The 21,745-nt window shown below is 49.2% G+C and carries 23 protein-coding genes and 4 pseudogenes; 17 read left to right on the top strand and 10 right to left on the bottom strand.

From position 1 onward, the window contains the following. Positions 1–35: 35 nt before the first annotated feature. Positions 36–230 carry a carbon storage regulator CsrA gene (gene csrA, locus E3W21_RS17780; protein ID WP_007938114.1) on the bottom strand — a complete coding sequence of 65 codons (195 nt, stop codon included), beginning with the start codon at positions 228–230 and terminating at the stop codon, positions 36–38. 250 nt (positions 231–480) lie between these two features. Here csrA and E3W21_RS17775 point away from each other — a divergent pair, with 250 nt between their 5' ends. After that, positions 481–846 carry an SPOR domain-containing protein gene (locus E3W21_RS17775; RefSeq protein WP_134421293.1) on the top strand — a complete coding sequence of 122 codons (366 nt, stop codon included), beginning with the start codon at positions 481–483 and terminating at the stop codon, positions 844–846. A gap of 100 nt (positions 847–946) precedes the next feature. Next, complete coding sequence (locus tag E3W21_RS17770; RefSeq protein WP_134421292.1) at positions 947–1,855, top strand: siderophore-interacting protein; 909 nt, start codon at positions 947–949, stop codon at positions 1,853–1,855. A 56-nt stretch (positions 1,856–1,911) separates the two neighbouring features. On the opposite strand, the pseudogene E3W21_RS17765 reads toward E3W21_RS17770, so the two are convergent. Together E3W21_RS17765 and E3W21_RS17760 are read right to left on the bottom strand one after the other, a co-directional pair. Beyond that, positions 1,912–2,235, bottom strand: a pseudogene (locus E3W21_RS17765) (endonuclease); the annotation flags it as partial. A 287-nt stretch (positions 2,236–2,522) separates the two neighbouring features. Continuing rightward, positions 2,523–2,999: a helix-turn-helix transcriptional regulator gene (locus tag E3W21_RS17760; RefSeq protein ID WP_256661578.1), complete on the bottom strand. Its 477-nt coding sequence runs from the start codon at positions 2,997–2,999 to the stop codon at positions 2,523–2,525. Positions 3,000–3,194: 195 nt separating this feature from the next. On the opposite strand from E3W21_RS17760, the gene E3W21_RS17755 reads away from it, so the two are divergent. From E3W21_RS17755 to E3W21_RS17730, 5 genes are all read left to right on the top strand, one after another. After that, entirely contained in the window at positions 3,195–3,932 is a 738-nt protein-coding gene (locus E3W21_RS17755; RefSeq protein WP_134421290.1) for a metallophosphoesterase, read from the top strand. 89 nt (positions 3,933–4,021) lie between these two features. Continuing rightward, positions 4,022–4,372, top strand: a complete 351-nt coding sequence (locus tag E3W21_RS17750; protein ID WP_134421289.1) for a hypothetical protein — start codon at positions 4,022–4,024, stop codon at positions 4,370–4,372. A gap of 9 nt (positions 4,373–4,381) precedes the next feature. Next, entirely contained in the window at positions 4,382–4,786 is a 405-nt protein-coding gene (locus E3W21_RS17745) for a hypothetical protein (RefSeq protein ID WP_134421288.1), read from the top strand. Positions 4,787–4,835: 49 nt separating this feature from the next. Beyond that, positions 4,836–5,192: a hypothetical protein gene (locus E3W21_RS17740; RefSeq protein ID WP_134421287.1), complete on the top strand. Its 357-nt coding sequence runs from the start codon at positions 4,836–4,838 to the stop codon at positions 5,190–5,192. A gap of 604 nt (positions 5,193–5,796) precedes the next feature. Then, entirely contained in the window at positions 5,797–6,096 is a 300-nt protein-coding gene (locus tag E3W21_RS17730) for a hypothetical protein (protein WP_134421285.1), read from the top strand. Between the two features lie 234 nt (positions 6,097–6,330). Here E3W21_RS17730 and E3W21_RS17720 read toward each other — a convergent pair whose 3' ends face one another. Further along, positions 6,331–6,492, bottom strand: coding sequence for a type II toxin-antitoxin system CcdA family antitoxin (locus tag E3W21_RS17720; RefSeq protein ID WP_134421284.1), 162 nt, complete (start codon positions 6,490–6,492; stop codon positions 6,331–6,333). A 287-nt stretch (positions 6,493–6,779) separates the two neighbouring features. Between E3W21_RS17720 and E3W21_RS17715 the strand changes: the two genes are divergently transcribed. From E3W21_RS17715 to E3W21_RS32140, 3 genes are all read left to right on the top strand, one after another. Beyond that, positions 6,780–7,475 carry a hypothetical protein gene (locus E3W21_RS17715; RefSeq protein ID WP_134421283.1) on the top strand — a complete coding sequence of 232 codons (696 nt, stop codon included), beginning with the start codon at positions 6,780–6,782 and terminating at the stop codon, positions 7,473–7,475. Positions 7,476–7,802: 327 nt separating this feature from the next. Then, positions 7,803–8,792 carry a hypothetical protein gene (locus E3W21_RS17710; protein ID WP_134421282.1) on the top strand — a complete coding sequence of 330 codons (990 nt, stop codon included), beginning with the start codon at positions 7,803–7,805 and terminating at the stop codon, positions 8,790–8,792. A gap of 33 nt (positions 8,793–8,825) precedes the next feature. After that, the gene (locus E3W21_RS32140; protein ID WP_134421281.1) at positions 8,826–9,800 is read left to right on the top strand and encodes a hypothetical protein; all 975 of its coding nucleotides are present in this window, start codon (positions 8,826–8,828) and stop codon (positions 9,798–9,800) included. A 1,020-nt stretch (positions 9,801–10,820) separates the two neighbouring features. On the opposite strand, the gene E3W21_RS17700 is transcribed toward E3W21_RS32140, so the two are convergent. The 3 genes from E3W21_RS17700 to E3W21_RS17690 form a co-directional block, all read right to left on the bottom strand. Further along, the gene (locus E3W21_RS17700; RefSeq protein WP_134421280.1) at positions 10,821–11,333 is read right to left on the bottom strand and encodes a hypothetical protein; all 513 of its coding nucleotides are present in this window, start codon (positions 11,331–11,333) and stop codon (positions 10,821–10,823) included. A gap of 692 nt (positions 11,334–12,025) precedes the next feature. Then, the gene (locus E3W21_RS17695) at positions 12,026–12,835 is read right to left on the bottom strand and encodes a hypothetical protein (RefSeq protein ID WP_134421279.1); all 810 of its coding nucleotides are present in this window, start codon (positions 12,833–12,835) and stop codon (positions 12,026–12,028) included. A gap of 113 nt (positions 12,836–12,948) precedes the next feature. Continuing rightward, positions 12,949–13,299: a hypothetical protein gene (locus tag E3W21_RS17690; protein ID WP_134421278.1), complete on the bottom strand. Its 351-nt coding sequence runs from the start codon at positions 13,297–13,299 to the stop codon at positions 12,949–12,951. 923 nt (positions 13,300–14,222) lie between these two features. Here E3W21_RS17690 and E3W21_RS31805 point away from each other — a divergent pair. Continuing rightward, positions 14,223–14,453 (top strand): annotated as a pseudogene (locus E3W21_RS31805) (hypothetical protein); the annotation flags it as partial. A gap of 163 nt (positions 14,454–14,616) precedes the next feature. Here the strand turns inward: E3W21_RS31805 and E3W21_RS17680 are convergent. From E3W21_RS17680 to E3W21_RS17670, 3 genes are all read right to left on the bottom strand, one after another. Beyond that, positions 14,617–16,218 (bottom strand): lactate permease, encoded by a 1,602-nt coding sequence (locus tag E3W21_RS17680; RefSeq protein WP_134421277.1) that lies wholly within the window; start codon positions 16,216–16,218, stop codon positions 14,617–14,619. 16 nt (positions 16,219–16,234) lie between these two features. Further along, a complete protein-coding gene (locus tag E3W21_RS17675) occupies positions 16,235–16,834 on the bottom strand; it encodes a hypothetical protein (protein ID WP_134421276.1) in 600 nt (199 codons plus the stop codon). Positions 16,835–17,504: 670 nt separating this feature from the next. Then, entirely contained in the window at positions 17,505–18,410 is a 906-nt protein-coding gene (locus E3W21_RS17670) for a hypothetical protein (protein WP_134421275.1), read from the bottom strand. Between the two features lie 223 nt (positions 18,411–18,633). On the opposite strand from E3W21_RS17670, the pseudogene E3W21_RS17665 reads away from it, so the two are divergent. The 6 genes and pseudogenes from E3W21_RS17665 to E3W21_RS17640 all read left to right on the top strand — a co-directional run. Beyond that, a pseudogene (locus tag E3W21_RS17665) lies at positions 18,634–19,240 on the top strand (IS5 family transposase); the annotation flags it as partial. Between the two features lie 356 nt (positions 19,241–19,596). Next, positions 19,597–20,235 (top strand): hypothetical protein, encoded by a 639-nt coding sequence (locus E3W21_RS17660; RefSeq protein WP_134421274.1) that lies wholly within the window; start codon positions 19,597–19,599, stop codon positions 20,233–20,235. Positions 20,236–20,312: 77 nt separating this feature from the next. Continuing rightward, on the top strand, positions 20,313–20,513 hold the full coding sequence (locus E3W21_RS17655) for a transposase (RefSeq protein WP_134421273.1): 201 nt from the start codon (positions 20,313–20,315) through the stop codon (positions 20,511–20,513). Between the two features lie 59 nt (positions 20,514–20,572). Next, on the top strand, positions 20,573–20,890 hold the full coding sequence (locus E3W21_RS17650) for a transposase (RefSeq protein WP_134421272.1): 318 nt from the start codon (positions 20,573–20,575) through the stop codon (positions 20,888–20,890). Further along, positions 20,887–21,222 carry an IS66 family insertion sequence element accessory protein TnpB gene (gene tnpB / locus E3W21_RS31800; RefSeq protein ID WP_134421271.1) on the top strand — a complete coding sequence of 112 codons (336 nt, stop codon included), beginning with the start codon at positions 20,887–20,889 and terminating at the stop codon, positions 21,220–21,222. The genes E3W21_RS17650 and tnpB overlap by 4 nt, the downstream gene beginning before the upstream one ends. A 62-nt stretch (positions 21,223–21,284) precedes the next feature. Next, positions 21,285–21,629: pseudogene (locus E3W21_RS17640) on the top strand (transposase); the annotation flags it as partial. Between the last annotated feature and the right edge of the window lie 116 nt (positions 21,630–21,745).

Raw genomic sequence — 21,745 nt, 5'->3', positions numbered from 1 at the left:
GTAACGAACGGGCTGGCTACTGACTGCAACAGGATTCAGGGAGTCTGCGGTTTGTCTGGAGCGGTGAGGCCAGCCTGAATGCGCTGATAGATTTCTTCGCGATGAACCGCAACGTCTTTCGGGGCATTGATGCCAATTCTGACTTGCTGGCCGCTAACGCCCAGAATGGTGATCGTAATGTCATCACCAATATTTATGCTTTCACCGACTTTGCGGGTGAGTATCAGCATGGTCTTCTCCTTGATTGCTTTGTAGGGCACCTGATTCGGACAGTGCAGAGGTCGGTGGTATGTATAGATTAGTGCGAAGTCTCACGGTTTGGGTGCCTCTTTCTGACGCGCAGATGCTGCATTAATTCCCAAGGCGTAACTATACAGAGGCCGCAACCATCATTCTCGTTGTTTTGAGCCCATTTTGCGGCACTCGGGAAGTAATCATGGATGCTAAAATCGCCGCTTTAAGCATTCTGAGGGACGCGTTGTGCGCAAAATGGTCTTGGTAATCGCGGTACTGGCGCTGGCGGGATGCGGTGAGGGCAAGAGTGTTGAGGCGCAAAAGCCGCAGCCGACAGCTGCGACTACAGCCTCGGTGGTATCCGCACCACAATGGGATCTCGAAGTTCGAGGCGAAACGCCTCAGGCGGTCAGCGATTTGAGCGGCTGGTTGATTGAGCACAGTTTCGTTTCCAATATCGTCAAGGGAAATGGAAAAACCCGGATTCTGCTCGGGCCATTCAGTTCGAAAGCCGAGGCCGAGGCCAAACAGACAGAAGTGCGCGCGGCGCTCACCCGGGCGAAAAAACAGAACATCGAATTGTTGGTTGTCGACCATCCAGTGACCCAGTAACGGTCTTTTTCAGGGAGCTTTCGACGGAACGCCTTAAAGGGGATCCACATTGACTCGTTTCTAGATGTAGTCACTGTCGATTCCCAGTAGGAGTTCCCCCATGGCCTCCGCCACCCCTTACAAAATATTCGACGCAGTCCTGCGGCGCAAAAAGGCGCTGAGTCCTCATTTGATGCGCGTCACTCTGGCCGGTCCGATGGTTACCGAAATGGCGACCTGGGCACCGGATCAGCGCGTGAAGCTATTCTTTCCGGCTGTGGACGGTTCGTCTGCCAAGCTCTCTCATGGCGATGGCTGGTACGCACGTTACCGCGCGATGCCGGTTGCCCAGCGCCCGGCGATGCGTACTTACACCATCCGGCATTTGCGTGCCGAGCAAGGCGAAGTGGACATCGACTTCGTGTTGCATGGCGAAACCGGCCCTGCATCCCGTTGGGCAATCCATGCAGCAGCGGGTGAGTCGATCCAGATCGTCGCACCTGATCGCCAGTTTTCGGCGCAAGACGCGGGAGGTTTCGAGTGGAAGCCGCCTCAACAGCTCAAGCAACTGTTACTGGTCGCCGATGCCACGGCTTTACCCGCGGCGCTCGGCATTCTGGATGAGCTGGCAGCGCTTGCCGTACCACCGATAACCCAGGCGTTTTTTGAAGTAGACAGTGTGGACGATGCTTTGCCGGTTCCTGACTGGCCCGGGCTTTCGGTGGAGTGGCTGATTCGAGATCGCGCCACCGCGACCGGAGTGGGTTCGCTGATGGTCGACGCGGTCTGTCGGGCCATTCTGCCGTCATCTGCTAAAGCATTCGAAACGGTGGAACTGGCGGAAGTCGATGTCGACGAAGACATGCTCTGGGAAACGTCCGAGGCTGCCCGTGGTGGCTTCTACGGCTGGATCGCCGGGGAAACGGTTGCGGTGATGAGTCTGCGCAAATACTTGATCAAGGAATGCGGCATTGCCAAGGAGTCACTCAACCTGATGGGCTACTGGCGTTGCAACAAAGCGGGCGGGTAGAAACGAACAAAGGCCTCGGGTGTTAAACCCGAGGCCTTTGTGTTTTCAGCGAGCGCTTAACCGCAGGCTTTCATGTCGACCGGGCCGACAAACACGTTGCCGCGGCCCATGACGCACGCCACGCTCTGGTTACGCTGACGTTCCCAAGCCTCTACCGGATAGGTTTTGTTCCAGGCTTCGTAGAGCTGTCGATCCTGTTTCGACAGGCGCAGACCGTACTGCTTGCTCATGTAGAAATATGTTCGGGCGATCATGCCGCGTATGGATGGGCGGGGCATGACCTTCTTCGCCTTGAAGTCGACCTGGGTCAGGCACGAGCCATATTGGCCCGACTGCACCGGCAACCAGCCGAAACTGAAGTTGCTGCGATCGCCATTCATAACGATATCGAATGTGACCCTTTGTTGACTTCAAGAGAGGTTCAGGCCAAAAGGATCGTAAATCAGTAGGTTAGGAACGTCTGTGATCACGTTTCACGTCTAATTCTGCTGTCAACATTGACAAATATCGTATCGTTCCCACCTTCAACGTCCTTTCCTTTGCCTGTTCAGTCGCTGCGACGAGATTTGTTGTCCCTGTCCAACGGACAAGGCTCGCTCTCACGTTGTGTGCGATTGCTACCAAAAAGAAACGGACGGACGGACGGTACGTCTGAGGTAGAAACGGATTACTGCTTTTCTCTTATCTTTTTACAGTATCGGGAAACAGTAGCCGGACTGAGCTCAAGATTTTTAGCAATATTTTTTTGATCCATACCTGTGTGTAGAAGGGCTTCGATCTTTTCTTCAGTCAATTTTTGACGCGATTCATTTGAAAGGCCTTCTGTGGTCTGAGCTCGATCAACTTCCTTCTGGAATGCTTCGAGTAACCCGTTTTGGTTGAGAAGGGTAGTTGCGGCCAGAGCGCCTTTCATCGTCTCCTGAACGGACTGCCCCTTCCGAATGGATTCGCACAAAGCGATCATCACAAGTGGTTCAATTTTCAGAACTGCAGCAATGGCAACGAGCTTATCAAGCGTAACGCTCGAATTTCCGTTCTCAAGCCAGCTAGTGTAATGACGACCCATTGCTTCCGAGAATTCATCCTGGCTCATGCCCTTTGCTTTGCGCAAAGCTCGCAGCGTGACAGCGAATGCGCGCCTCATTGACATCTTGCGTCCCCAAAAGGAAGGGATAAAGCCATGTTGCTTCGATTTCATCGACCGTATATATTGGCTGTATGAAATTTAAAGCGCTTAGAGATGCGAATATTCGATTTTTGCACGGTTCACGCTCGTCTATTTTCCGGCTCCCTTAAAACATTAGCCATATATTGACACTGTTACCAAGGAGGTGAGGGTATGAGAATTCACTTGCAATCAGACCTCCACCTCGAGTTCCGAGATTTTTCACCTGCTACGAATGATGCGGATGTGGTCGTGCTGGCAGGGGATATCGATCTACTAGCCAGGGGGGTGGAATGGGCAAACAAAAACTTCCGCTGCCCGGTGATCTACGTTGCTGGAAATCACGAGTTCTACAATGGCCACCTAAAACGAACGTTGGAAAAAATGCGTGAGAAGGCGCTGCCTCATGTTCACGTTTTAGAGAACGATGAAGTAGTGATTGATGGCGTAAGGTTTCTTGGCACAACAGGCTGGACTGACTTTTACTCAACAGACAACGTCACCACTGCAATGCTTGCCGCTCAGAACTCCATGAATGACTACAAACAAATCAGAGCAGGAGATCATTACCACCGGATAAGGCCAATAGACCTCCAGCAAAAGTCGCAATTTTCGAAACAATGGTTGCTTTCGAGTTTGTCCACCAATTATCAAGGAAAGACGGTTGTCGTAACGCATCATGCGCCCTTACCGGAGTGCGCGCCTGGGATCAAATATGAAATGGGGCATTTGGCTGCAGCTTATGTCAATGATTGGCGGGAGTTTGCAGGATGCAATATAGACATTTGGTTGCATGGACAAACGCATGTCGGCTACGACAAAACCATAGAAGGCATTCGCTATGCGTCCAATCCGAGGGGCTATCCTTTTGAAGAGACCGGTTTTGTAAGTGATCTAATACTTACTATCTGAATTCAGATGAACGCTAAATAAATAAATCGTCAGCCAGGAACTGTGTTGTGTTCAGAACAAACGAGAGTCAGCTGCAAGGGAGATTTAAAATGCCGGATGAAAACCTCTTGCTGTGGAAGTCAGTAGATCTTAGTCACAACCAATATTTTTTCTTGATAGAAGGTGTGGGGTTCTTCGATGGGACTATGGGGCCAAGCACACGCCTCGTCTGCGACGCAGCATCTGTTCAAGCTATTTGCAACTCGGGAGATTCCGAATTTCTTGCTGTAACCATGGTATATCTCAACTCCCCAACGTGGATGAACCGACAAAGTGAACGTCTAATGGAGCCGCTTGCCGAAATCAGATTGCAAAGCTCTGACAAAGAACTACCAATCTATGAATTCGTAACCATGGCGGGGCAGACCTATACAAGCGTTCCTCAACCTAAACCAACTTGAGATACCGCTATGGTGACCTTGGATGAAATCTCTCAACTTTTCTACGGGGCAGGAGAAGAAACACCCGGCTGGCACGGTACTCAAGATGACCTGATCTTTTTTGCAGAAACAGTCTTCCCTGGTAAGGCTTTTTGTGTGGTGCGGCAATGGATTCTGATCGACCTCATTGTGACATCTGATGAGGTTGAGAAACTGAAAGGTCTCGGACTGCTACCTGCGACTTTGTACGCCCACGAGGTAGTCCAAGACAGCAAGGGTCGCTTCCAACCGAGCATGTGGGTGCGGAGCAACTTCGGAGTGTCTTTCCTTTACGGCTGTTTGTTTGAAACCAAGAACACCGTCTACCTCCTCTGGGGCCCAGGCCAGCGAAAAGAAGCGACCGTGGGGGCTGCTTTTTCGATGTCGGTCGGGTAAGCGATGTTTGCCGACAATTCATTTTGGAGTCATTTGGAGCCTTTGTTGAATGCCTGAAATCATCGAAGTCGAATTTCATAGCAAAGAGTTCACCGACTTTCAGCTGTGCCGCCTCGGGCGAGCGAGCATTCGAAAATATTCGGTACCGGTCACTGCGTTCATCAGCGATGCCTTCATCGCAAATGACACGTGCCATGGCGTGTCATTCGGTCATGTTGAGCAAGGTGACGCTTATCGCCCAGCAGATGGCGGCCTTCTTCGGACAGGGAAAATTCAGAAGGTATGGAAGGAGGGACGTTTCTGGCTTCTTGAAACTCAGAGTGGCAACTACGTCCTCGGAAGTTTCATACGAGGTGTAGGACGGAAAAGTTTTCGTGAGTTGCTTCAGACAGGTGAGCGTTGCTGAGGAGGGAAATTTAGCAACGCTTCAATGGGGCGATTGTGAGATCACTGCAGGCTGATACTGCATGCAATCAGATCTCAGCCATCTTCAGTAAGTAGGCTGTGTTTAGTATCCGTAGTGATCTAGCAATTTCTGTAGAAACTCACGTCGCCGCTGGACAATGCTCAGGACTAGATAATCTCGGTCGGTGTCTCTCGACGACAGATGCCCGGCATCTACCAACCCATGGATGTAGCCCTCAGCTTTGCCCCTAGCTTCGAGCAAGGCTTCAATGGAAGTGCTTTTGTAGATGTCGCCAGCGATGAGCTGCCACCGCTTCTTTTGAAGGCGTCCGCTAGGGTCGTCTGAAAATTTTGGAGCGCTGATCAGTGTTTCGAAATCGTTAGGTACGTTGGGTGTGCTCAAGGCAGGCTCTCACGACGGTGATATCTGAGCGGAGGCTATCATGCGCACACTATATCGCCTGTTGCTGGCTGGCTTTTGTAGGCGCTGGCGCGAAGGGGCGATTTCATTGATGGCGCACGCCTATCAATAGCGTCCTCGAACATCGCTTGGAGCGTACAAACAGTGCTCTTCAGCAAGTACATTCTTTGGTCTGGAACTCGATATGGGACACCTCAGCCTTGAGGACATTTACCCCGACGACGTGGCGGAATACGGCCATATGCGGGTGGGTATGACTGACTTCTACGTCAAAGAAAATCACACCCGTTATGGTTTGGTTACGCTCGGCGAATACCGCGAGATGACGAGCCGGTTGTTGCGCGACGAAACGGTGCAAATGATCATTAGCGCCAAGCTCGCCACCTTGCCCAACGATTACGATCCATGGATCTGGCGGATTGACCGCAATCGCGCCCTGCACGCCAAGTACGGGGACAAATTCGACCCTTGGGGAGACGACTGACAGCCCCGTGTCCACTCACAATTCCAGTGCCTTGGCTGCCCGAGCAGCTTAAGACTGTCCCGCACGCCAGACCCGCGACCAATTAGATCTCCCACAGCTATGACCCGATCAACCGCGCTGTCGAAACCGAGGGTTTTGAGGCCCTTGTTGAGCTCGATGGTTTTGAAGTGAATGTCCGACCACAAAGTCGCGGCCACGGTCGTTGTCTGGGGAGCCTCAAAACTCGCTGAGGCATCAGAAGCTCCGTACGTCGTCGCTGAAAACGCCGTGGGCTTCCGCGTGTTCGTTGTAGGCATCTACGGCTTCGCTGTTCTCTGCCAGCCATTGCTCGCACTGTTTCCTCCTCAGTGCCTCGGCCGGAGCCTGCTCCAATTGAAATTCTTCCTGAGTTTGCATGGTCTTGTCCCCTCAACCGCGATACCCAAGCTTACCCTTAAGCAAGCACCCCGTTTCAAGGCGGCTAATAGAACTGTTCCTGAGTGGAACATTCCAGCCCGCACGGCTACCCGCCTACGAACACTATTAAACGATCTCAATACTGCTTTGATCTAAAAAGTGGACGTAAGGTCGCTAAAATCTATTATTAATTCCAAATTATCATAAAAAAATCTGGATGACTTTCTAGTATCTAATATGCTGAAGGCAAAGGGCTCATCCTAGTCATCTTTATAGAAGGAATCGCCATGACGCCCCCGCCCCGATATAGTGTCCAAAATAAAGACTCCTTTTTCGAAAAGAACTGGGTGTTAATTTTAGGTGTATTCATCGGTTGTATCACACTATTTTTCTTGATGGCGCTTGTGATAATGTCGGTCTTCTCACTGACAGTCCCTGCGGGCAGTAGATTTATAGTAATAACCATCATTGCATTTGGTCTGGCATTCGCAAGTGCTTTCATAGGGGGTAATGCTGCGGCGAACGGTAAAATACCATTTCTTCCGGAAAAACTCACTGTTGGATTCAGTGCTGGAGGGGGAATAGCTGCGTTTCTGATTGTGTTTATCCTAGGCTCATATTTGTATATAGATGATGGCCTGCTTCCGAAATCGTGGGACGGGAAGTTTAACAGCTTAAAAAAAGTAGACGCTCAAATTTCAAATGTAGATGATTCGATGATTGTCCGAGTCAATGAAAAACAAATAGCGGAAATAAGTTTCGGAGAAACTCCGCCCACCTTGGATATTTTGCCGGAGCTCAGGAAAGGCGAAAATGTTATTGAAGTGCAAGTCAGAAATGGAAGCTATGGTGGCTGCTCTGGAAAACTTAAGTTAATATTTAATGATATGGCCATCCCTGATTATCAGTGGTCTGTGGATAATAAATATGCCGCGATAGATAGTATCTGTTATTCGCAAAAAAAGAATCTGAAGATTCAGTAATAATCCATGCGTACTTGTGCAAGCTGAGCCGTTCAAAATTATTTTAGTGTGGTTTTGAATTGGTTGATTTTGGTAGGAAATAATGCTGAAGGTGACTTTTAATGGTGTAAAGTGATTTGGTTGCTAAATCAAAGTAAAAAATTATCGCTTAAAAATAGTTTAGTGTGTATGCGTTCAACCTAATCGCGCGTCTCCGTGCTAAATTTTTATTTTGATGAAGCGTAAAGCAGCACAACCAGATCATGAAAAAAATCATTTGTTTTGTTGTATCGTTTTTGTACCGTGGTCAATTTTTTAAGTGGTGGTTGATCTGTGGAAGGAGTCGCGATGAGGGCCGCATTATATTTTATTATTTGTTTCTTTCTGTTTTTTTCAGAAGTATCAAGCTCGACTGAACTTGATAGACTCCTGCCTATTTGGGAATCTGCGGCTCTTACTTGTTCTTCAAATGGTGTTGATTTTCCAAGTAAACAAACAGGGGATCCATCTCAACCATGTGATGATGGTGATATGACTCTTTTCAATGGTCTTCTATGCGCAGCTGGTGATAGTCGAGGATGTGTGGGAGTTGCTGAGGCTCAGGATCCGATAACTGGACTGTGGCATAGATCACCAAGAATTCGATTTCTCGGAAAAAACGATAGGGGTAATGCGGATTCATCACCTGATATGGCATTAGGGATCCAGCTCTATCTTATACAAACTAAAGATGTTGTTCGAGCAAAAAAATGGCTGCTTTGGATAAATGATAATACTCCCTGTCTCATGGTTAGTAATGGGGTGTGCATTGTTGAAGGGTTACCTAGATTCTGTAACTCTGCTGATTGCACTATCAGACCGTTAGACTATGCAAATCTGAGCGCAACAGTTAATTACCTCCAGGATTCGGCTGGGCTTGGTGTCCTTCCTGATGGAAGGTTAAGAGGACTTCTTGGTACTTTTTCTGGTTTGGAAGAAGCTGGGAAATTAATAGATTCGTATGTTAACAAGCCCGGTTACTCTCAGCATTTAGTTGGAGTAGGGATTTATGCCCTTAGAAAAATAGGAAGGAGCTCTATAGTATTGCATCAGGCGGAGACGAAACTCATGGAAGAGAATCCTGGTAACGCTTTTTTTAGCTATTTGGCAATCGGAGCAGGTGAGAAAGTTGAAAGGGAAGTAAAGGCTCGTTGCCCAGCAAATACTGAAAATTTGATACGACCATTATTTCAATGGCAGTGGGAGCGTAGTAGTAATGTAGGTGAGAATGGGCTGTATGCATGGCAGCAGTCTTCTCTATGGGACTGCATATTCATGGCTAGGCTTTTAGGACGTTAGCCATTACTTAGCGCAAAAGCAATCGGAGTATTTATGACTTGGTCAAATGGTACTTTAGATGGTAAGGAAGAAGTTGTAGGCGATGTTGCGCCACGTGTAAGGGTGGCGCGAAGTCTGAGCCCTAAAAGGGTGATAGATGGTGATGTCATTATTGACTCATGGTTCTTCGGTGCAAAGGAGTTATTGTTCAAAAAAGGGGCTAGACTAATATTTTCAGCAAACGCTATGACTAAGCGCTCTGAGCTTTTCATCGTCGCTGACACAATTGTTGTTGAGGATGGTGTCGGTACCATCACGTGTCAATATTTACCTATTCCTGACCAAGTTGAGAGGGGACAGGCGGCAACAGGTTCAAAAGGTCAAGGAGAAGGTGCCAATGGAATTGGCGGCACTAATGGTTTAGAAGGCGTTGAAGGCATCAAAGGGCAGAATGCACCAGATATTACTTTATTTGTCCAAACCCTTAGCGGAACAGGAAATCTTGAAATTAATTTGAAGGGGGCGACTGGTGGGACGGGAGGTAGAGGGCAGAAAGGAGGAGATGGGGGGGCTGGAGAACAAGGCAGCGCGGCACGCCAGTCACGCCAAGACACGTTCTTAGGTACAGTGTGGTTGCCTTCTTGTGAAGCAGGGCCCGGTTATGGAGGACGTGGTGGGTCAGGAGGAATAGGGGGAAAGGGAGGTAAGGGGGGGGCAGGTGGAAAGGGAGGTACTGTAACAATTTGCGCTGATCCCGACAATCTTCAAATATTTACGCAATCAGTCAATGTTGTTGTCGAGGGTGGCGTTGGGGGCGAAGGTGGTGAAGGAGGTTTTGGTGGAGAGGGTGGCCTAGGAGGCCCCGAAGGTCAGTTAGCAAGTTTTTGCAATTCTGCCGGCAGAGGCGGAGACGAAGGAACTAAAGGTTCTGACGGTGGGCATGGAGAAAAAGGTGAGACTGCTGGCTCAGGATCACAGTTTGTTGTTGGTATACCGCGATCGAGCTTTAATGATTGGTTTGGAAATTGAAATGCGTTCAAGAGTTTTAAACTTATAGTTTAGGAACAGAAGCAATGCGAATCGAACTTGTATGTTTAAGATACGGATTTCGGTGGGAGAACGTTCAAGTTCGGTTCACTAATCAGAAGCAATGGAAAGCATAGGGTTCTTTGAATCATGGAACGTCCATTGCGGATTTGGCATCAAAAGTGGAATTGTGGATTTGCCTTTTCAATTATTATAGTTAATCTCAAATGGGCTAGTGTTAAAGTTGAAGCAGATGTGACCAGACTTCGTTGCATTCTACAAGCGTGCATCCTTGTGATAGGGAGTGTTCTTTAGCTTTGCCTCGCTTCGAGCAATGTCTCGATTTATGTGCTTTGGCACCATCATCATTTCTAGTCTAGATTCTCCTCAAGGATTTGTAGATATTACCTTGTAACGTGTGTTTTAGGTCGAATGCAGGATTTGACAATGCAGCTCTTCAACTCGGCGCTCTTACTCACAGAGGGGAAAGTCATGGAACAATATTCAATCGAGTTAGGCTGGATGAATATACTTCCTTGCTCCAATGTTACTTGGTCTCTGACCGGTATCCCTGGTGTTTAAAACGCCTGAGCTTGTGGTATTCGAACAACGACTGTACGCCTGGGCAGTGGCGGACTCACAACATGCGTGATGAGGCTCTGGACGCTGTTAAAAAATTGAGCATTGGCAGCGTTTTCAGTCGCTGGTAGTATTGGCGCTATTAGTCAGAATTCAGGGGCTGCCGCTGCCACTTTCACCTCGGCTTTTCTAGCGTGCTTTACAGAGAAGTTCAGCGAAATTTTGATTAGTAATATATCTAACGATCGCGGCTGTGATGCAATATGACAGAGAGCATAAGGATCACGCATTACAATTGCGAGCAAGAGGCTACGCAAGTTCTGTCTTCGGTGAATGGATATGAGTTGATCAGCGCTTTAAAGTCAATGGTCTAAGAAGCCGTTTTTGAGAACTTCTCAGTTTCTATCCTGGCCGATACCGAAATGCACAAAAATAATTATATGTTCAATGACGAATGGTTGGAACGTAACCTATTGGCAACTGACCACCATTCATCACGGAAAGCCGCTCCGCCTTGCAAAGCTCGAGATCAACATTTTCATAACGCAGCAGCCATTGTGAATATTTACGCTCATAGCTGCTGCGCTCTTTTTTATAAGCCGCTCCTATGCTCAAGCCTCCCAGCGCAGAAAGCATCAATAGAATCAAGGCCATTGGAATAACGGTTCGCCACTCGATCAGCGATTCTTTGCCCAACATATAAGTCAATAATGTGGTCATAAGCCCGAGCAACCCGGTTAGTAACGCTCCCACGATAGACTCTTGGCTAACCCCAGTAATAAGGCCTGCTACACTTCCGAGCAAGCTGAAAGCAACCAAAAAAGACACTTGGCCTAGTTGAAACTTATACTTCGATAAAAACATTATTCCTAATATGGCTGAGATTAATACAAAAGACATTAATGTTACTGGTGCAAACATTCCATATAGAGCATGCAAAAAATCCGTAATTTTCATATTTTTTCCAACAGCCCTGTGGGCAATCTACTGGGAAGATATATCTCTGTATTGCCTAATTCCCCCTTTATAATTTTTAATTTGCTGATAATAGGGGCTGAGGTTGCCCGACGGATCTGCCGCACGGAGTTGCTCGATGGATCGGCGTTGACCTTCTAGCTGAAGTCGAAAATCCTCTGGACGTTGGACTGAGGAAGGTCGCCATACAATTCCTGGAGGCTCCGTTGGTTCCTCCGGCCCTTGAGAAGGTAACGGAGAACCAGTTGTCACCAGTGACTCTGCGGAAATTGTAAAAGAAATGATGGTGCTCACAAAAAGCGCTGTTACGCCGAAATTATGTTTCATAGCACGCACCTTTTTTAGCTGATAAGAATTGTTGGACGCAACACAGATCATCCCCCTATATGGTGGTTGTACTCGACTTAATCCACATATTTTATATGTGACTTACCGCTGAAAATTCATTGAATGGAAAAGTCCGGATTTCAGTCTTGATGAATTATTTTTTTTCGGCCGGAGAACGTACTAGCCATATTGAGGTGTTCTCCGGCATTTCCGTATACGTTTAACTATTGCAAGGCGTGGCTAATGCATAGTTGTTAATCGTTGAAAGGTGAAATTAGCTATGTGGGAAATATGTACTACTCCGGCTATTTCATCGAATGATCTATTGGGGTTAACCCTGCGATTCACTAATTTATTGATTGAGCAAGCCATTCCGTCAATTGCTCACCTGTTATCTGTGCATTGAACATAATTATCGATTGCAACTTCCCATTTTCGGAAATGGCGAAGTGAGCAGTTGTTATTTTGGGGTTGAAGGATTGAAATTCTAATGGCAAAGCTTTGCGTAGGGTTCCATCACTTATGATTTCTGAGATTTCTCGGCGTACAACATCATTAAGATTCGTGTTGAATATGCCAGCTACGTCATTGAAGAATTTTCCTATATCACCATGCGGTGTCACGTCGACGCTCGTTGGGCGTAATTCAAGGGAATTCCCATCAGGCGTCACAAGAGAAAAATCAATTCGACATGCGACATCTTCGCCAAACAAACGCAGCTTGATATCGTCTCCAGGTTTAATTTCAACACCATCCGGAACCATCACACATTTTCTACCAATAAACGGTATGTCTACACACACCTCTTTATATTGCACCGTTGCGCCTGCTCCCGGCAGGCCTTTCTCAATATGCCAGCCCACTACATTAATGTCAGCATTGAGCGTAGCTCCATCGCCTGATGGTGAAAGTGAAGCTCCATTTACTGTAGCAATAAATTTGTTTCCGTATCCTGACGTATCGTTTGGCATAGGAAAAGATTTTACTATCGCATCAAAATTGTCTTGTAAACTAGCCATATTGATCACCGCCGATACCGATACGTTTACCGCATCCTCTCTAGAGCTAACATCCAATACCAGGCTAACCGGAAATTTTAATTCAGCGCCGGCGACATTTGATGTTAGTTCCACTATCCCTAAAGGTAATCCAGACATACTAATTCTCCCGAACAATATAGGTGTTTAATTTTTTGAATTGATTTTGCACGTATTATCTAGTGCTACGTGCCATTATGGTTTCAGCGCTTGGAGTTGTCTTTGTGCTCTCTTTAGCCTTGTCTGCCTCTATTTTTTTTATGTCTTTCGCTTGGGTTATATAAGTAAGTATAGAGTTCCAAAAGCCTGAGCCTCCACTGGCCAACAAACCTAAAACTAAAAAGCCCCAAAAATCCCGATTGCTGTATAACTAGGGTTGGAACTATATCTTTCGAAACAAGAGCAGTAACAACGCCTGATAGAACAGCAAGTATTTGAAGATACGATCGACGCCTTGCCTCTCTTTCGGGGTTTTCACTCGCTGTATTTAAAAAAGGTATGAATCCCTTTATGATTTCAACTAGACGTTCAGACGCGACGCTAAGAGCTACAACAGCTCCGACAATAGCAGCAATCTGTTCCATTTTGGCTCCTTGATCATTCAATAGACCGGGTTAGCGACTGGATTTAGTCAGGTATAGCGCATTCAGTAATTAAAGCAGGCTGACGAGTCCGCCGTTCGTCGGGTAATTACAGTGAATCTTCGAAAAATTCACTCAAAACTCTTTACTGTTACAAACTTGATACATCTATTAAAACTATCACTTCATTCCTCGATTTGAGCGTTGCCCCCCCGTTGGGGCGGACTTTAACCACTTCGAAAAAATAAAATGCGGGAAGCGGATAAGGAATTAAGTTAGGGAGCTACCAAATTACAATCATAAAAAATTATTCTGATCTGATCTACATAGCCCAACTGATATCTGATCGGCTATGTGAATACTGCAATTAATAGCAAATAGTTATAATTAGAAACTACCACCAATGCAGATGCCGCAAACTTCAGACTTCGATCCGGAAAGGGTTCCATCTGACTCGTAAACACAAGCGTTGCACATCATCACAACTCCAAATGAACACGCAGATGGTCGTTTGGGATGCGGCAATTTTTGTTCCTTGCCTGTCGATGTCACATGCGGGTAACACTCTGCTGTGAGGCTCCCTTCACCTTTATCACACCCTGCCAGTCCTGTTAGAATAAACATCGTGAGCGCCGCGTATATCAGACGCTTGCCTCTGTATTTACTCATGTCGCTCTCTCAAATTTTGGCCTAAGAAATCATCTATTTTTTCTTACTTCTGTTCTCAACGGTTTAAGTAATTTTTAATTCCATAGTAACCTCCTTTGACATTTTGCCAAGGTTACGATTTAGCATAAAGAAAAAGGATAGCGGGTAACTTTTTTGTTGCAACTTTTAATCGGATCACAAATACCAAAAACCCAGCCTAAACTACTGCCTTTGGGGGCTAGGCTTAAAGCTAGCTCCGCTTGCGTAAAAGAAAATGTGAATATGCCATTTCAGGCACTTACCAAGGCGGCCGGATCCGCGTAGGTAATCAAGTCGGGCGCGCGACAGGCTCCGATACCATTGAGCTTCTTTATCAGTGCTTAACTACGGATGGTCGTGGCACGATAGGCGTTGATCACGCAGGACGTACTACTCTGACCTTCGTATGGGGTTGGTTGTCGGGCGCGGCTGGAGGTGGGGAGTCGAGTTACGTCGAGCTTGCCGCGTAGCGGTGAAGGATTTTTTTATAATACTGCGTCCAGCACCGGTACAGATGGGTACACCAAAAAGATATCATCAATGCCTCGCATCCCTAGAACGCAGCCAGGGCCTCGAGACTATCAGACAAGGGCGAGGTTGGCGGGATGAACGCGGCAAGCCCCGCTCTTCCGTTTAGGCTAAGAGCAGCTCAAGTCGACCAACTGAAGCGTCTATACGGTTGGTCAGTTCTTTGCCTATCTGCTCATTCTGGGCAATCGCGTTGACTCCAAAGATGTCCGCCTTGTCCATCAGATAGATAGCAAACGTAGTGACCAAGGCGGTGATCGAACCAACTATGATCGGAACTGCGATATGAGCTAGGGGCAAGAGGAGTGGAGCCATCGTAAATTGCTTCTCGATGATCTCTTCCAAAACGATACCGCCTAAGATGATTGTGCCTCCAACTGCGATCTTGGACGAAGCATCCAGAGCCTGCTTGAAGGTCATACCCTCAGGTGGGAGGATTAAGGTCTTAATGGCCTTGAGCAGAGACATGAGCCCTTCTCGGAGCATTCGGACGAGACGCTTACCAGTCGTTAGGAAGGTATTTATCAGCGTGGTTACTATGCTGGACAGGAACCCTGCGATAAAACCGTCTTTGAAACCGTGCAGGACGTCTTTCCATTTGCTACCAACGCGTTTGGCGGTGCGGACAAGCCTCTTTTTTAACTCGGTGGCGATGGCGTTTTCGCCTTTGCCGTTCTTGTACCAGTCGGTGACCTCATCAAAAACGGCTGCCAGAAACTCAACCAGCATCATTCCAAAGGCCTGTTGAAATCCCATTTTTAATCCAGATCCACCGCCGGCCTTGAAGGTATCGGTCTTGAATTTTCGGCTGCCGTAGTACGTGTCGCTTATCTTTTTTTCATTGGCTTCCCGGGCCCGAACATCTTTCTCCAAAACCTTTTGGGGATCCACTGAGTTCAGCAATTCCAGTCGTTTGATGTTCCGGAGGTCATGCTCGGAGGGGGTCTCGAGGGCTTTAAGCTCCTCGAGCTTTTTCGTCCGAATCTCGACAACCTTAGGGTTGGTGTGTCGCTTGATGAATTTTGTTGCCGAATCGTCGGTTTTGCTCTTGTTGATGAGCAGATTCACGAGCCCTAGGTTGGTCGCCTCATTAGCGAGATCGGCACCATCGAGGCCTGCAAGTACTCGCCCTCTATCATTGTGAATTTCTACGGCCGGAATGAAATGCTCAATACTAGGGTTGAATGACGGGTCGATGTCTTTGGGTTGAAATTTTTCCCCGGTATATACATCCGTGTCGCCTTCCGCTTTATAACCCGGGTGCTTGTTGTGGTATTCGTCGGAGTTGTATTCGCCCCGGTCGTCATAAGCGTCTTTGGCAGCTTTTGTGGCGTACACGTCCTTACGAGCGTTCAGGATCGTACTTACGTCACCGCCAGTCTTGTCGTAGGCGCTTACGAATTTTCCGATACCGAAAGGCCCTGCAATTGACGTGATCATGTCTCGTTTGGAATCAGACACCAACTTGCCGAGCCGCTCTTTGTCGAGGATGCCTTTCATCTCGCGCAGCAGGTCGGATACCTTTTGGGCGCTTACATCGTCGACAACTGGAATAGCGTTAACTGCAAGCAACGCGTTTACGTACTCGTCGTTGACCGGGTGCTGAGTCAAGGCACCTGCAAGGTCGGAGGGCGGCAGTAGGGTTAAGGGTCGTTTTGCGTCGATCACAGCTTGCCGATTGCGGAATCTATCTACACGGTCGTTCATCGATTGGCTCCGCTTATCAAGCTGCTCTCAATTGCGCCCAAGCTGATTTGAACTCAGCCTCTTTTTGATGAATGTGGCCATCGGCGTTGGATACGATTTCGATGATGTCGTCGAATGCATCCATCATGTCGGGCGCGGCTTTAATTGCGAGTGCATAGGCGGTTTTGATATCCGGCGGATTCTTGGCCATTTCAGCCAGCGTCGCTTTCACTCGTTCTGGTAAGGCTGCGGAGGCAACTCCTGCTATAAATTCATCGATTTCCCGACGCTCCACTGTTGAGATCTGGCCGTCGCACGCCGCGCACGCCAAACCGACAGCTCCCATCGCCAGGATGAGATCGAAGTACCGAGCATCGGTGTTCACACGGTCGGCAAAAGCCTTCTCTAAATTCTCGTACTTCTTCGCATATTCAGCCTTTGCCTTGAGCTCAGCCTTAGCCGTGGCTTGCTCTTCTGAATCATCGAAATAAGCAGCCACGCCCCCGCCTGCGGCACCAACACCTGCGGCGATACCTGCTCCCAAAAGGGTAATGGCTCCGATTGGGCCCGCGACAGGTAGCGCAACTACCGTCGCAATCCCAACGGCTGCGCCGCCTAAAACTTTCCAAAAGCTCATACTGATTCCTTAAAGAGGCAGGTGAAGCCAGCAGGACGTCGAACAGTCGAACGAATCACATGAAAGCATTTGGCCATCATTTTCGCAATGTACAGCAGCTAACTCTGAGCTAGATTTATGGGGGGCTGGATGGGAAGGAGTTGAGACAACATCAAAGCGTGCCCTTGGTGCTATCGGATTAGCGATTTCGATCGTCACCATTCAGGTGCTGTGTTTATCAGGTTTACAGCTCATCGCGACTCTCAGGCGTGTATCACCTTGATCATGAGCTTGATCCAGTCGGCACGACTTAACGGCCATGATCGCTTATTCAAATGACGTACTCCCGCGCCTGCCGACGCAGCTTTGCCGCATATGTGGGCGCCCGTTTAACCACGCAAGGTGTGTTGGGTTCAGCACTTGGTAGACCTCGCGGGCCGTGAGAGAAGATTTTGTGTTCGAATTTTCCATCGTCTTGATTGCCGATGCGCGTATGCAGCTTAGTTTTTGAAACGTGAAAAAGAGCCTCACTCGGTTTTCGCCTGGTCTTGCTAGGCCGCGAACTTTTGCCAGCGCTCGAAACGATCGAGCGCTTAGCGGCGCAACTGGGCATTAAGGCGTTTACGGTACAGGCCAGCTGTTTAGCCAAGGCCCATGCGGTCTTACTGAAAGCCGGAGTTACCACTCGGTTTTACTCGTTCACGTGTGTCTGCGTGGCTCCATCACTTGTCGGGTTCAGCCCTTCGTCAGTGGAGGACTGATAACCCGGCACTGCGTAAATCTGGATAAGATTGCTGCGCCTGTCCGAGAGCTCGGAAATCTTGTTTCTAATTCGCAGCTTTTCACCTGCGTTGGGTTCGATCGCTTTGTCATTCAGGCGGGCTTTTTCTACCTCTATAGCTTTATCGATCATCTGAAGAGACGCATTAAGATCAAGCTTTCCCGCTCCGGTTCTGGAATTTGCGCGGGCAAGAATGTTGGAGATTGCGATGGGTATCGAGCACAGTTCGTGGTACCCAATCACATCGGCTATCGCAGCAGCTCCACTGTAGTCCTGCATCTCCTTATTGTGCTGCTGCAGAATTCGATTGAGCTCAGTTTTTCGCATGGTGATAATTTCTTTCGCAACAGTCGGGATTAACTCGCCACCGTACATTTCGTTGTTGATCGAGCCGCGCATTTCGTTTGTCACTGCCGATGTCCCCGCGAGATTCTGGGCTGCGCGGCCACCTACGATTGCTGCAGCAGCAGCAGTGGCCGTGGTGATGGTGCTGTACCAAACGTTAGTGACTGCTCTTCGGCCATAGATCGAAGAGATGAAATCTCCGCAGTAAATATCGGATTGAGCTAGCAATTTGAACTGAGCTGCGTTTCGCTTGGTTTTGTCATCCTTTATTGCAGCGATGATGTTCTCGGTGGAATCCAGCTTGACTTCGGATACCTCGATAATTGGGTCTGCACGGTTTGGGGGAGTGAAGTGAACAGGGCGCGAACCGCAAGCGGAGGTCAACAAAATTGCTGACAGGGCAAGGCCGAACTTCAGCGAGGCGGTAGTTGATCTTGTCCAATCAGTGATTCCGTTCGTACTCCCTTCCATGGCATCCTCTCCGTGACAATTTAAGCGGTGAGTTTGGGTATAGCAGCGATTGGCCATAGTGGTAGAGAAATACTCGATCTCTCGCCTGAACCCCCGTGAATTGGCCGACACGGCCTATCTAGATCTTGATGAGCCTGACTTACTACTACTACTACTACTACTGCTACTACTGCTACTGCTACATAGATAAGTCTGAGGCCAGACCAGCGCTGAAGGCCAGCCGTCTATCAACCAGCATCTGGCCAGTCGTGGTCTGCTGCTCAAGGAAGGCACCATCGTCGATGCCACCCTGATCGCCGCGCCGCCCTCGGTCAAGAACCGAGAAGGCAAGCGCGATCCTGAGATGCATCAGGCCAAAAAAAGGCAATCAGTGGCACTTCGGGATGAAGGCCCACATTGGTGTCGACGCCACGTCGGGGCTGGTGCACAGCCTGGTGGGGACGGCGGCCAACGTAGCCGATGTCACCCAGGTCGACAAGTTGCTGCACGGTGCCGAAACCTATGTCTCGGGAGATGCTGGATACACCGGTGCGGCCAAGCGACCGGAGCATGCTGAACGGGACGTTATCTGGTCGATTGCAGCGCGGCCAAGCAGCTACAAACATCACGGCAAAGACAGCGTGTTGTTCCGGGTCAAGCGCAAGATCGAATACGTCAAGGCGCAACTGCGTGCCAAGGTAGAGCATCCGTTCCAAGTGATTAAAGTGCGCTTCAATCATCGCAAAGTCCGTTACCGTGGATTGGAAAAGAACACGGCGCAGTTATTCAGTCTGTTCGGATTGGCCAATCTGATGCTGGCCAAGAGGTATTTGCAACGCGCGGCGGGATAAATTCGTCTGAAAGGCGGGACTTACCCGCTAATCAGCAAAATAGGGCCTGAAATCGGCCCCGAAAACGCAGAATAAGACCGGCAGGTTGAAAAAACCGGTTTGGAAATGGAGCTCAGTGTGAAGGGGTGAATTGTTCAGCGTCTCCTTAATTCTTCAATCGTCGCACATTCTCTTTCGGGCGTGATACCAGGCTTGACGGTGACTCGGTTTTTTTCCAGAATGTATTCGCGCCATCGACGGTGGCGTTCAGCCCTAGCTAGGTAAAGCCTCTGCACCGTCGCTACAACTTCCTCTCTCTGCCACCTTGAATGGTCAACTGATACTAGGGTTTAGCGTTGATCGTGAGAGGCTAGGCTATGAAATTCCCTGATACTCCCTCCCTTGCTGCTTTCAAGTCAGATGCTGCTGTTCTGCATCATGAGCTTCGTAGTGGCTGTCGCTCTGCATTAGGCAGAGCAATTCGTGCTCAATTGATCAGCTCGGTGCCCGTAAACCGAGCCATCTGCCTGCGTATTATTGCCAAAGAGTACGGTCTGACATACCAAGAAATTGTCGCTAGAGATCAAATGATTTCGCGATATGCGGATCATTGTGTTTCTCAAGGCTTTTGGCGGCAGCCCTATGTAGGGGTGTTTCGACGGGCCCGATTTTTATTGCAATTTGATGCGCTTGTTGAATGCCTCCGTGACCAGATTCCTCTCGCAGCAGCTGCGCAAAAGCGGGGCGTCGATTTCAGCGGATTCCATTTCAGCTCATTGCTGTTGAGCAGGATTGGGCGTGTCCTCAAACGCAAGAAAGTCCCTGATTTCAGCTACCTTCAGGCGCCGGGAAGCCTCGTGCACTATGACTGGTTCCAGGACGTTAAAAAGGCAAGTCACTCGAATTTCAGCAATGCTAAGTTTTACTCGATTACGGCTGATCCTGTAGTTCAACCTGGTGCCTACGGATGGGAAGCCGACTTTAGCTATGCGTATGCGTCCGGCAAAGTCATCTAGCCGGCTCCGCTAAGCCCGGACATGGTGTCCACCTAAATTTAAGTGGACACCATTCTAGCCTTTTAAGCGGATCCTTCATGCAGCCAAAGCGCCGTTCCTATTCCAAATCCTTCAAAGCCCAAATCATTCAAGAGTGCTCCCAGCCCGGCGCCTCGATTGCCAATATCGCGCTGAACCACAGCCTCAACGCGAACCTCGTCCATAAGTGGATTCGAGTCCAATCTCAGAAAAGCGTGGGTAAGCGTCCGGCCAAGTCATCTTCCGAACTCCAGCATTAAGGGCGATGGTGTCCGCGTATTTTTAAGCGGACGCCATAGCCCTTAACGTCAGGATTTCCATGCGCCAACGAAGCTCTTATCCAAAACCTTTCAAGGCCCAGGTTGTTCAGGAGTGCCTGCAACCGGGGGCTACGCTATCCAGCGTCGCCATCAGCCACGGGATCAACGCCAACGTAATCCGCAAGTGGCTGCCGCTTTACCGAGACCAGCCACCATCGGTGTTGCCAGCTTTTGTTCCTTTAAGAGCCAGCCCCAAACGGCCGGAGGAAGCGTCGGCGACTATAGAACTGCCGCTTGGCGAACAAACGCTCACCGTGAAATGGCCCACTTCCGATCCTGATGGCTGTGCCCGTTTTGTCCGTGGACTCACCCAATGATCCGCATCGACGCCATCTGGCTCGCCACCGAGCCCATGGATATGCGCGCCGGCACTGAAACTGCGCTGGCCAGGGTGATTGCAGTGTTCGGTGCGGCGAAGCCGCACTGCGCTTATCTGTTTTCCAATCGCCGCGCCAACCGCATGAAAGTTCTCGTGCATGACGGGATCGGCGTTTGGCTGGCGGCACGGCGGTTGAACCAAGGAAAATTCCACTGGCCAGGCATTCGACAAGGTAGCGAGCTGGAACTGGATGCCGAGCAACTTCAGGCCTTGGTACTTGGCCTGCCTTGGCAGCGCGTTGGCGCTGGCGGTGCAATCACGATCCTTTAAAAGGCTGTAATTAACGGCTGAGCCTGCTGCCGTAGGCGGTCTGCTTTGGTAAAATCCACGGCATGACTTCCTCGCCCAACCTCGACCAAATGACCCCCGACCAACTGCGTGCATTCGCTGCGCAGTTGATGTCGAAGGTCGACACCATGGGCAGAAAGATTCACCGCGATGAAACCATCATCGAGCAGCTGACCCATGAGATCGCCATCCTCAAACGGCACCGGTTTGCCAAGCGCAGTGAGCAGATCAGCCCTGAGCAAGGCAACTTGCTCGACGACCTGCTTAATACCGATCTTGAGGCTATCGACGCTGAGCTGACGGCACTCCGCCCGGCTACGGCTCCAGAAGAGGCGCGCCAAAAACCAAAGCGCGCGCCGCTGCCGCCACAGTTTCCACGCACTGTCATGTTGCCGCTGACCGAAAACTGACCCAGTAGAGGCTGTTCTGCCGACTGAAAACTGACCCAGGTGTTCAACTGCTTCTGCTCACTTTTCGAGCAGGAGAACACAGGGTGATAAGCATG

Source organism: Pseudomonas sp. F01002 (assembly GCF_004402115.1).
GTDB lineage: Bacteria > Pseudomonadota > Gammaproteobacteria > Pseudomonadales > Pseudomonadaceae > Aquipseudomonas > Aquipseudomonas frigoris.
This window is presented reverse-complemented; position numbering and strand designations above follow the sequence as displayed.

What these genes read in the sequence shown, in the direction of transcription:
- csrA (WP_007938114.1), bottom strand. Translation starts at nt 230, where the DNA reads ATGCTGATACTCACCCGCAAAGTCGGTGAAAGCATAAATATTGGTGAT.
- E3W21_RS17770 (WP_134421292.1), top strand. Translation starts at nt 947, where the DNA reads ATGGCCTCCGCCACCCCTTACAAAATATTCGACGCAGTCCTGCGGCGC.
- E3W21_RS17760 (WP_256661578.1), bottom strand. Translation starts at nt 2,999, where the DNA reads ATGAGGCGCGCATTCGCTGTCACGCTGCGAGCTTTGCGCAAAGCAAAG.
- E3W21_RS17755 (WP_134421290.1), top strand. Translation starts at nt 3,195, where the DNA reads ATGAGAATTCACTTGCAATCAGACCTCCACCTCGAGTTCCGAGATTTT.
- E3W21_RS17750 (WP_134421289.1), top strand. Translation starts at nt 4,022, where the DNA reads ATGCCGGATGAAAACCTCTTGCTGTGGAAGTCAGTAGATCTTAGTCAC.
- E3W21_RS17745 (WP_134421288.1), top strand. Translation starts at nt 4,382, where the DNA reads ATGGTGACCTTGGATGAAATCTCTCAACTTTTCTACGGGGCAGGAGAA.
- E3W21_RS17740 (WP_134421287.1), top strand. Translation starts at nt 4,836, where the DNA reads ATGCCTGAAATCATCGAAGTCGAATTTCATAGCAAAGAGTTCACCGAC.
- E3W21_RS17730 (WP_134421285.1), top strand. Translation starts at nt 5,797, where the DNA reads ATGGGACACCTCAGCCTTGAGGACATTTACCCCGACGACGTGGCGGAA.
- E3W21_RS17720 (WP_134421284.1), bottom strand. Translation starts at nt 6,492, where the DNA reads ATGCAAACTCAGGAAGAATTTCAATTGGAGCAGGCTCCGGCCGAGGCA.
- E3W21_RS17715 (WP_134421283.1), top strand. Translation starts at nt 6,780, where the DNA reads ATGACGCCCCCGCCCCGATATAGTGTCCAAAATAAAGACTCCTTTTTC.
- E3W21_RS17710 (WP_134421282.1), top strand. Translation starts at nt 7,803, where the DNA reads ATGAGGGCCGCATTATATTTTATTATTTGTTTCTTTCTGTTTTTTTCA.
- E3W21_RS32140 (WP_134421281.1), top strand. Translation starts at nt 8,826, where the DNA reads ATGACTTGGTCAAATGGTACTTTAGATGGTAAGGAAGAAGTTGTAGGC.
- E3W21_RS17700 (WP_134421280.1), bottom strand. Translation starts at nt 11,333, where the DNA reads ATGAAAATTACGGATTTTTTGCATGCTCTATATGGAATGTTTGCACCA.
- E3W21_RS17695 (WP_134421279.1), bottom strand. Translation starts at nt 12,835, where the DNA reads ATGTCTGGATTACCTTTAGGGATAGTGGAACTAACATCAAATGTCGCC.
- E3W21_RS17690 (WP_134421278.1), bottom strand. Translation starts at nt 13,299, where the DNA reads ATGGAACAGATTGCTGCTATTGTCGGAGCTGTTGTAGCTCTTAGCGTC.
- E3W21_RS17680 (WP_134421277.1), bottom strand. Translation starts at nt 16,218, where the DNA reads ATGAACGACCGTGTAGATAGATTCCGCAATCGGCAAGCTGTGATCGAC.
- E3W21_RS17675 (WP_134421276.1), bottom strand. Translation starts at nt 16,834, where the DNA reads ATGAGCTTTTGGAAAGTTTTAGGCGGCGCAGCCGTTGGGATTGCGACG.
- E3W21_RS17670 (WP_134421275.1), bottom strand. Translation starts at nt 18,410, where the DNA reads ATGGAAGGGAGTACGAACGGAATCACTGATTGGACAAGATCAACTACC.
- E3W21_RS17660 (WP_134421274.1), top strand. Translation starts at nt 19,597, where the DNA reads ATGAAATTCCCTGATACTCCCTCCCTTGCTGCTTTCAAGTCAGATGCT.
- E3W21_RS17655 (WP_134421273.1), top strand. Translation starts at nt 20,313, where the DNA reads ATGCAGCCAAAGCGCCGTTCCTATTCCAAATCCTTCAAAGCCCAAATC.
- E3W21_RS17650 (WP_134421272.1), top strand. Translation starts at nt 20,573, where the DNA reads ATGCGCCAACGAAGCTCTTATCCAAAACCTTTCAAGGCCCAGGTTGTT.
- tnpB (WP_134421271.1), top strand. Translation starts at nt 20,887, where the DNA reads ATGATCCGCATCGACGCCATCTGGCTCGCCACCGAGCCCATGGATATG.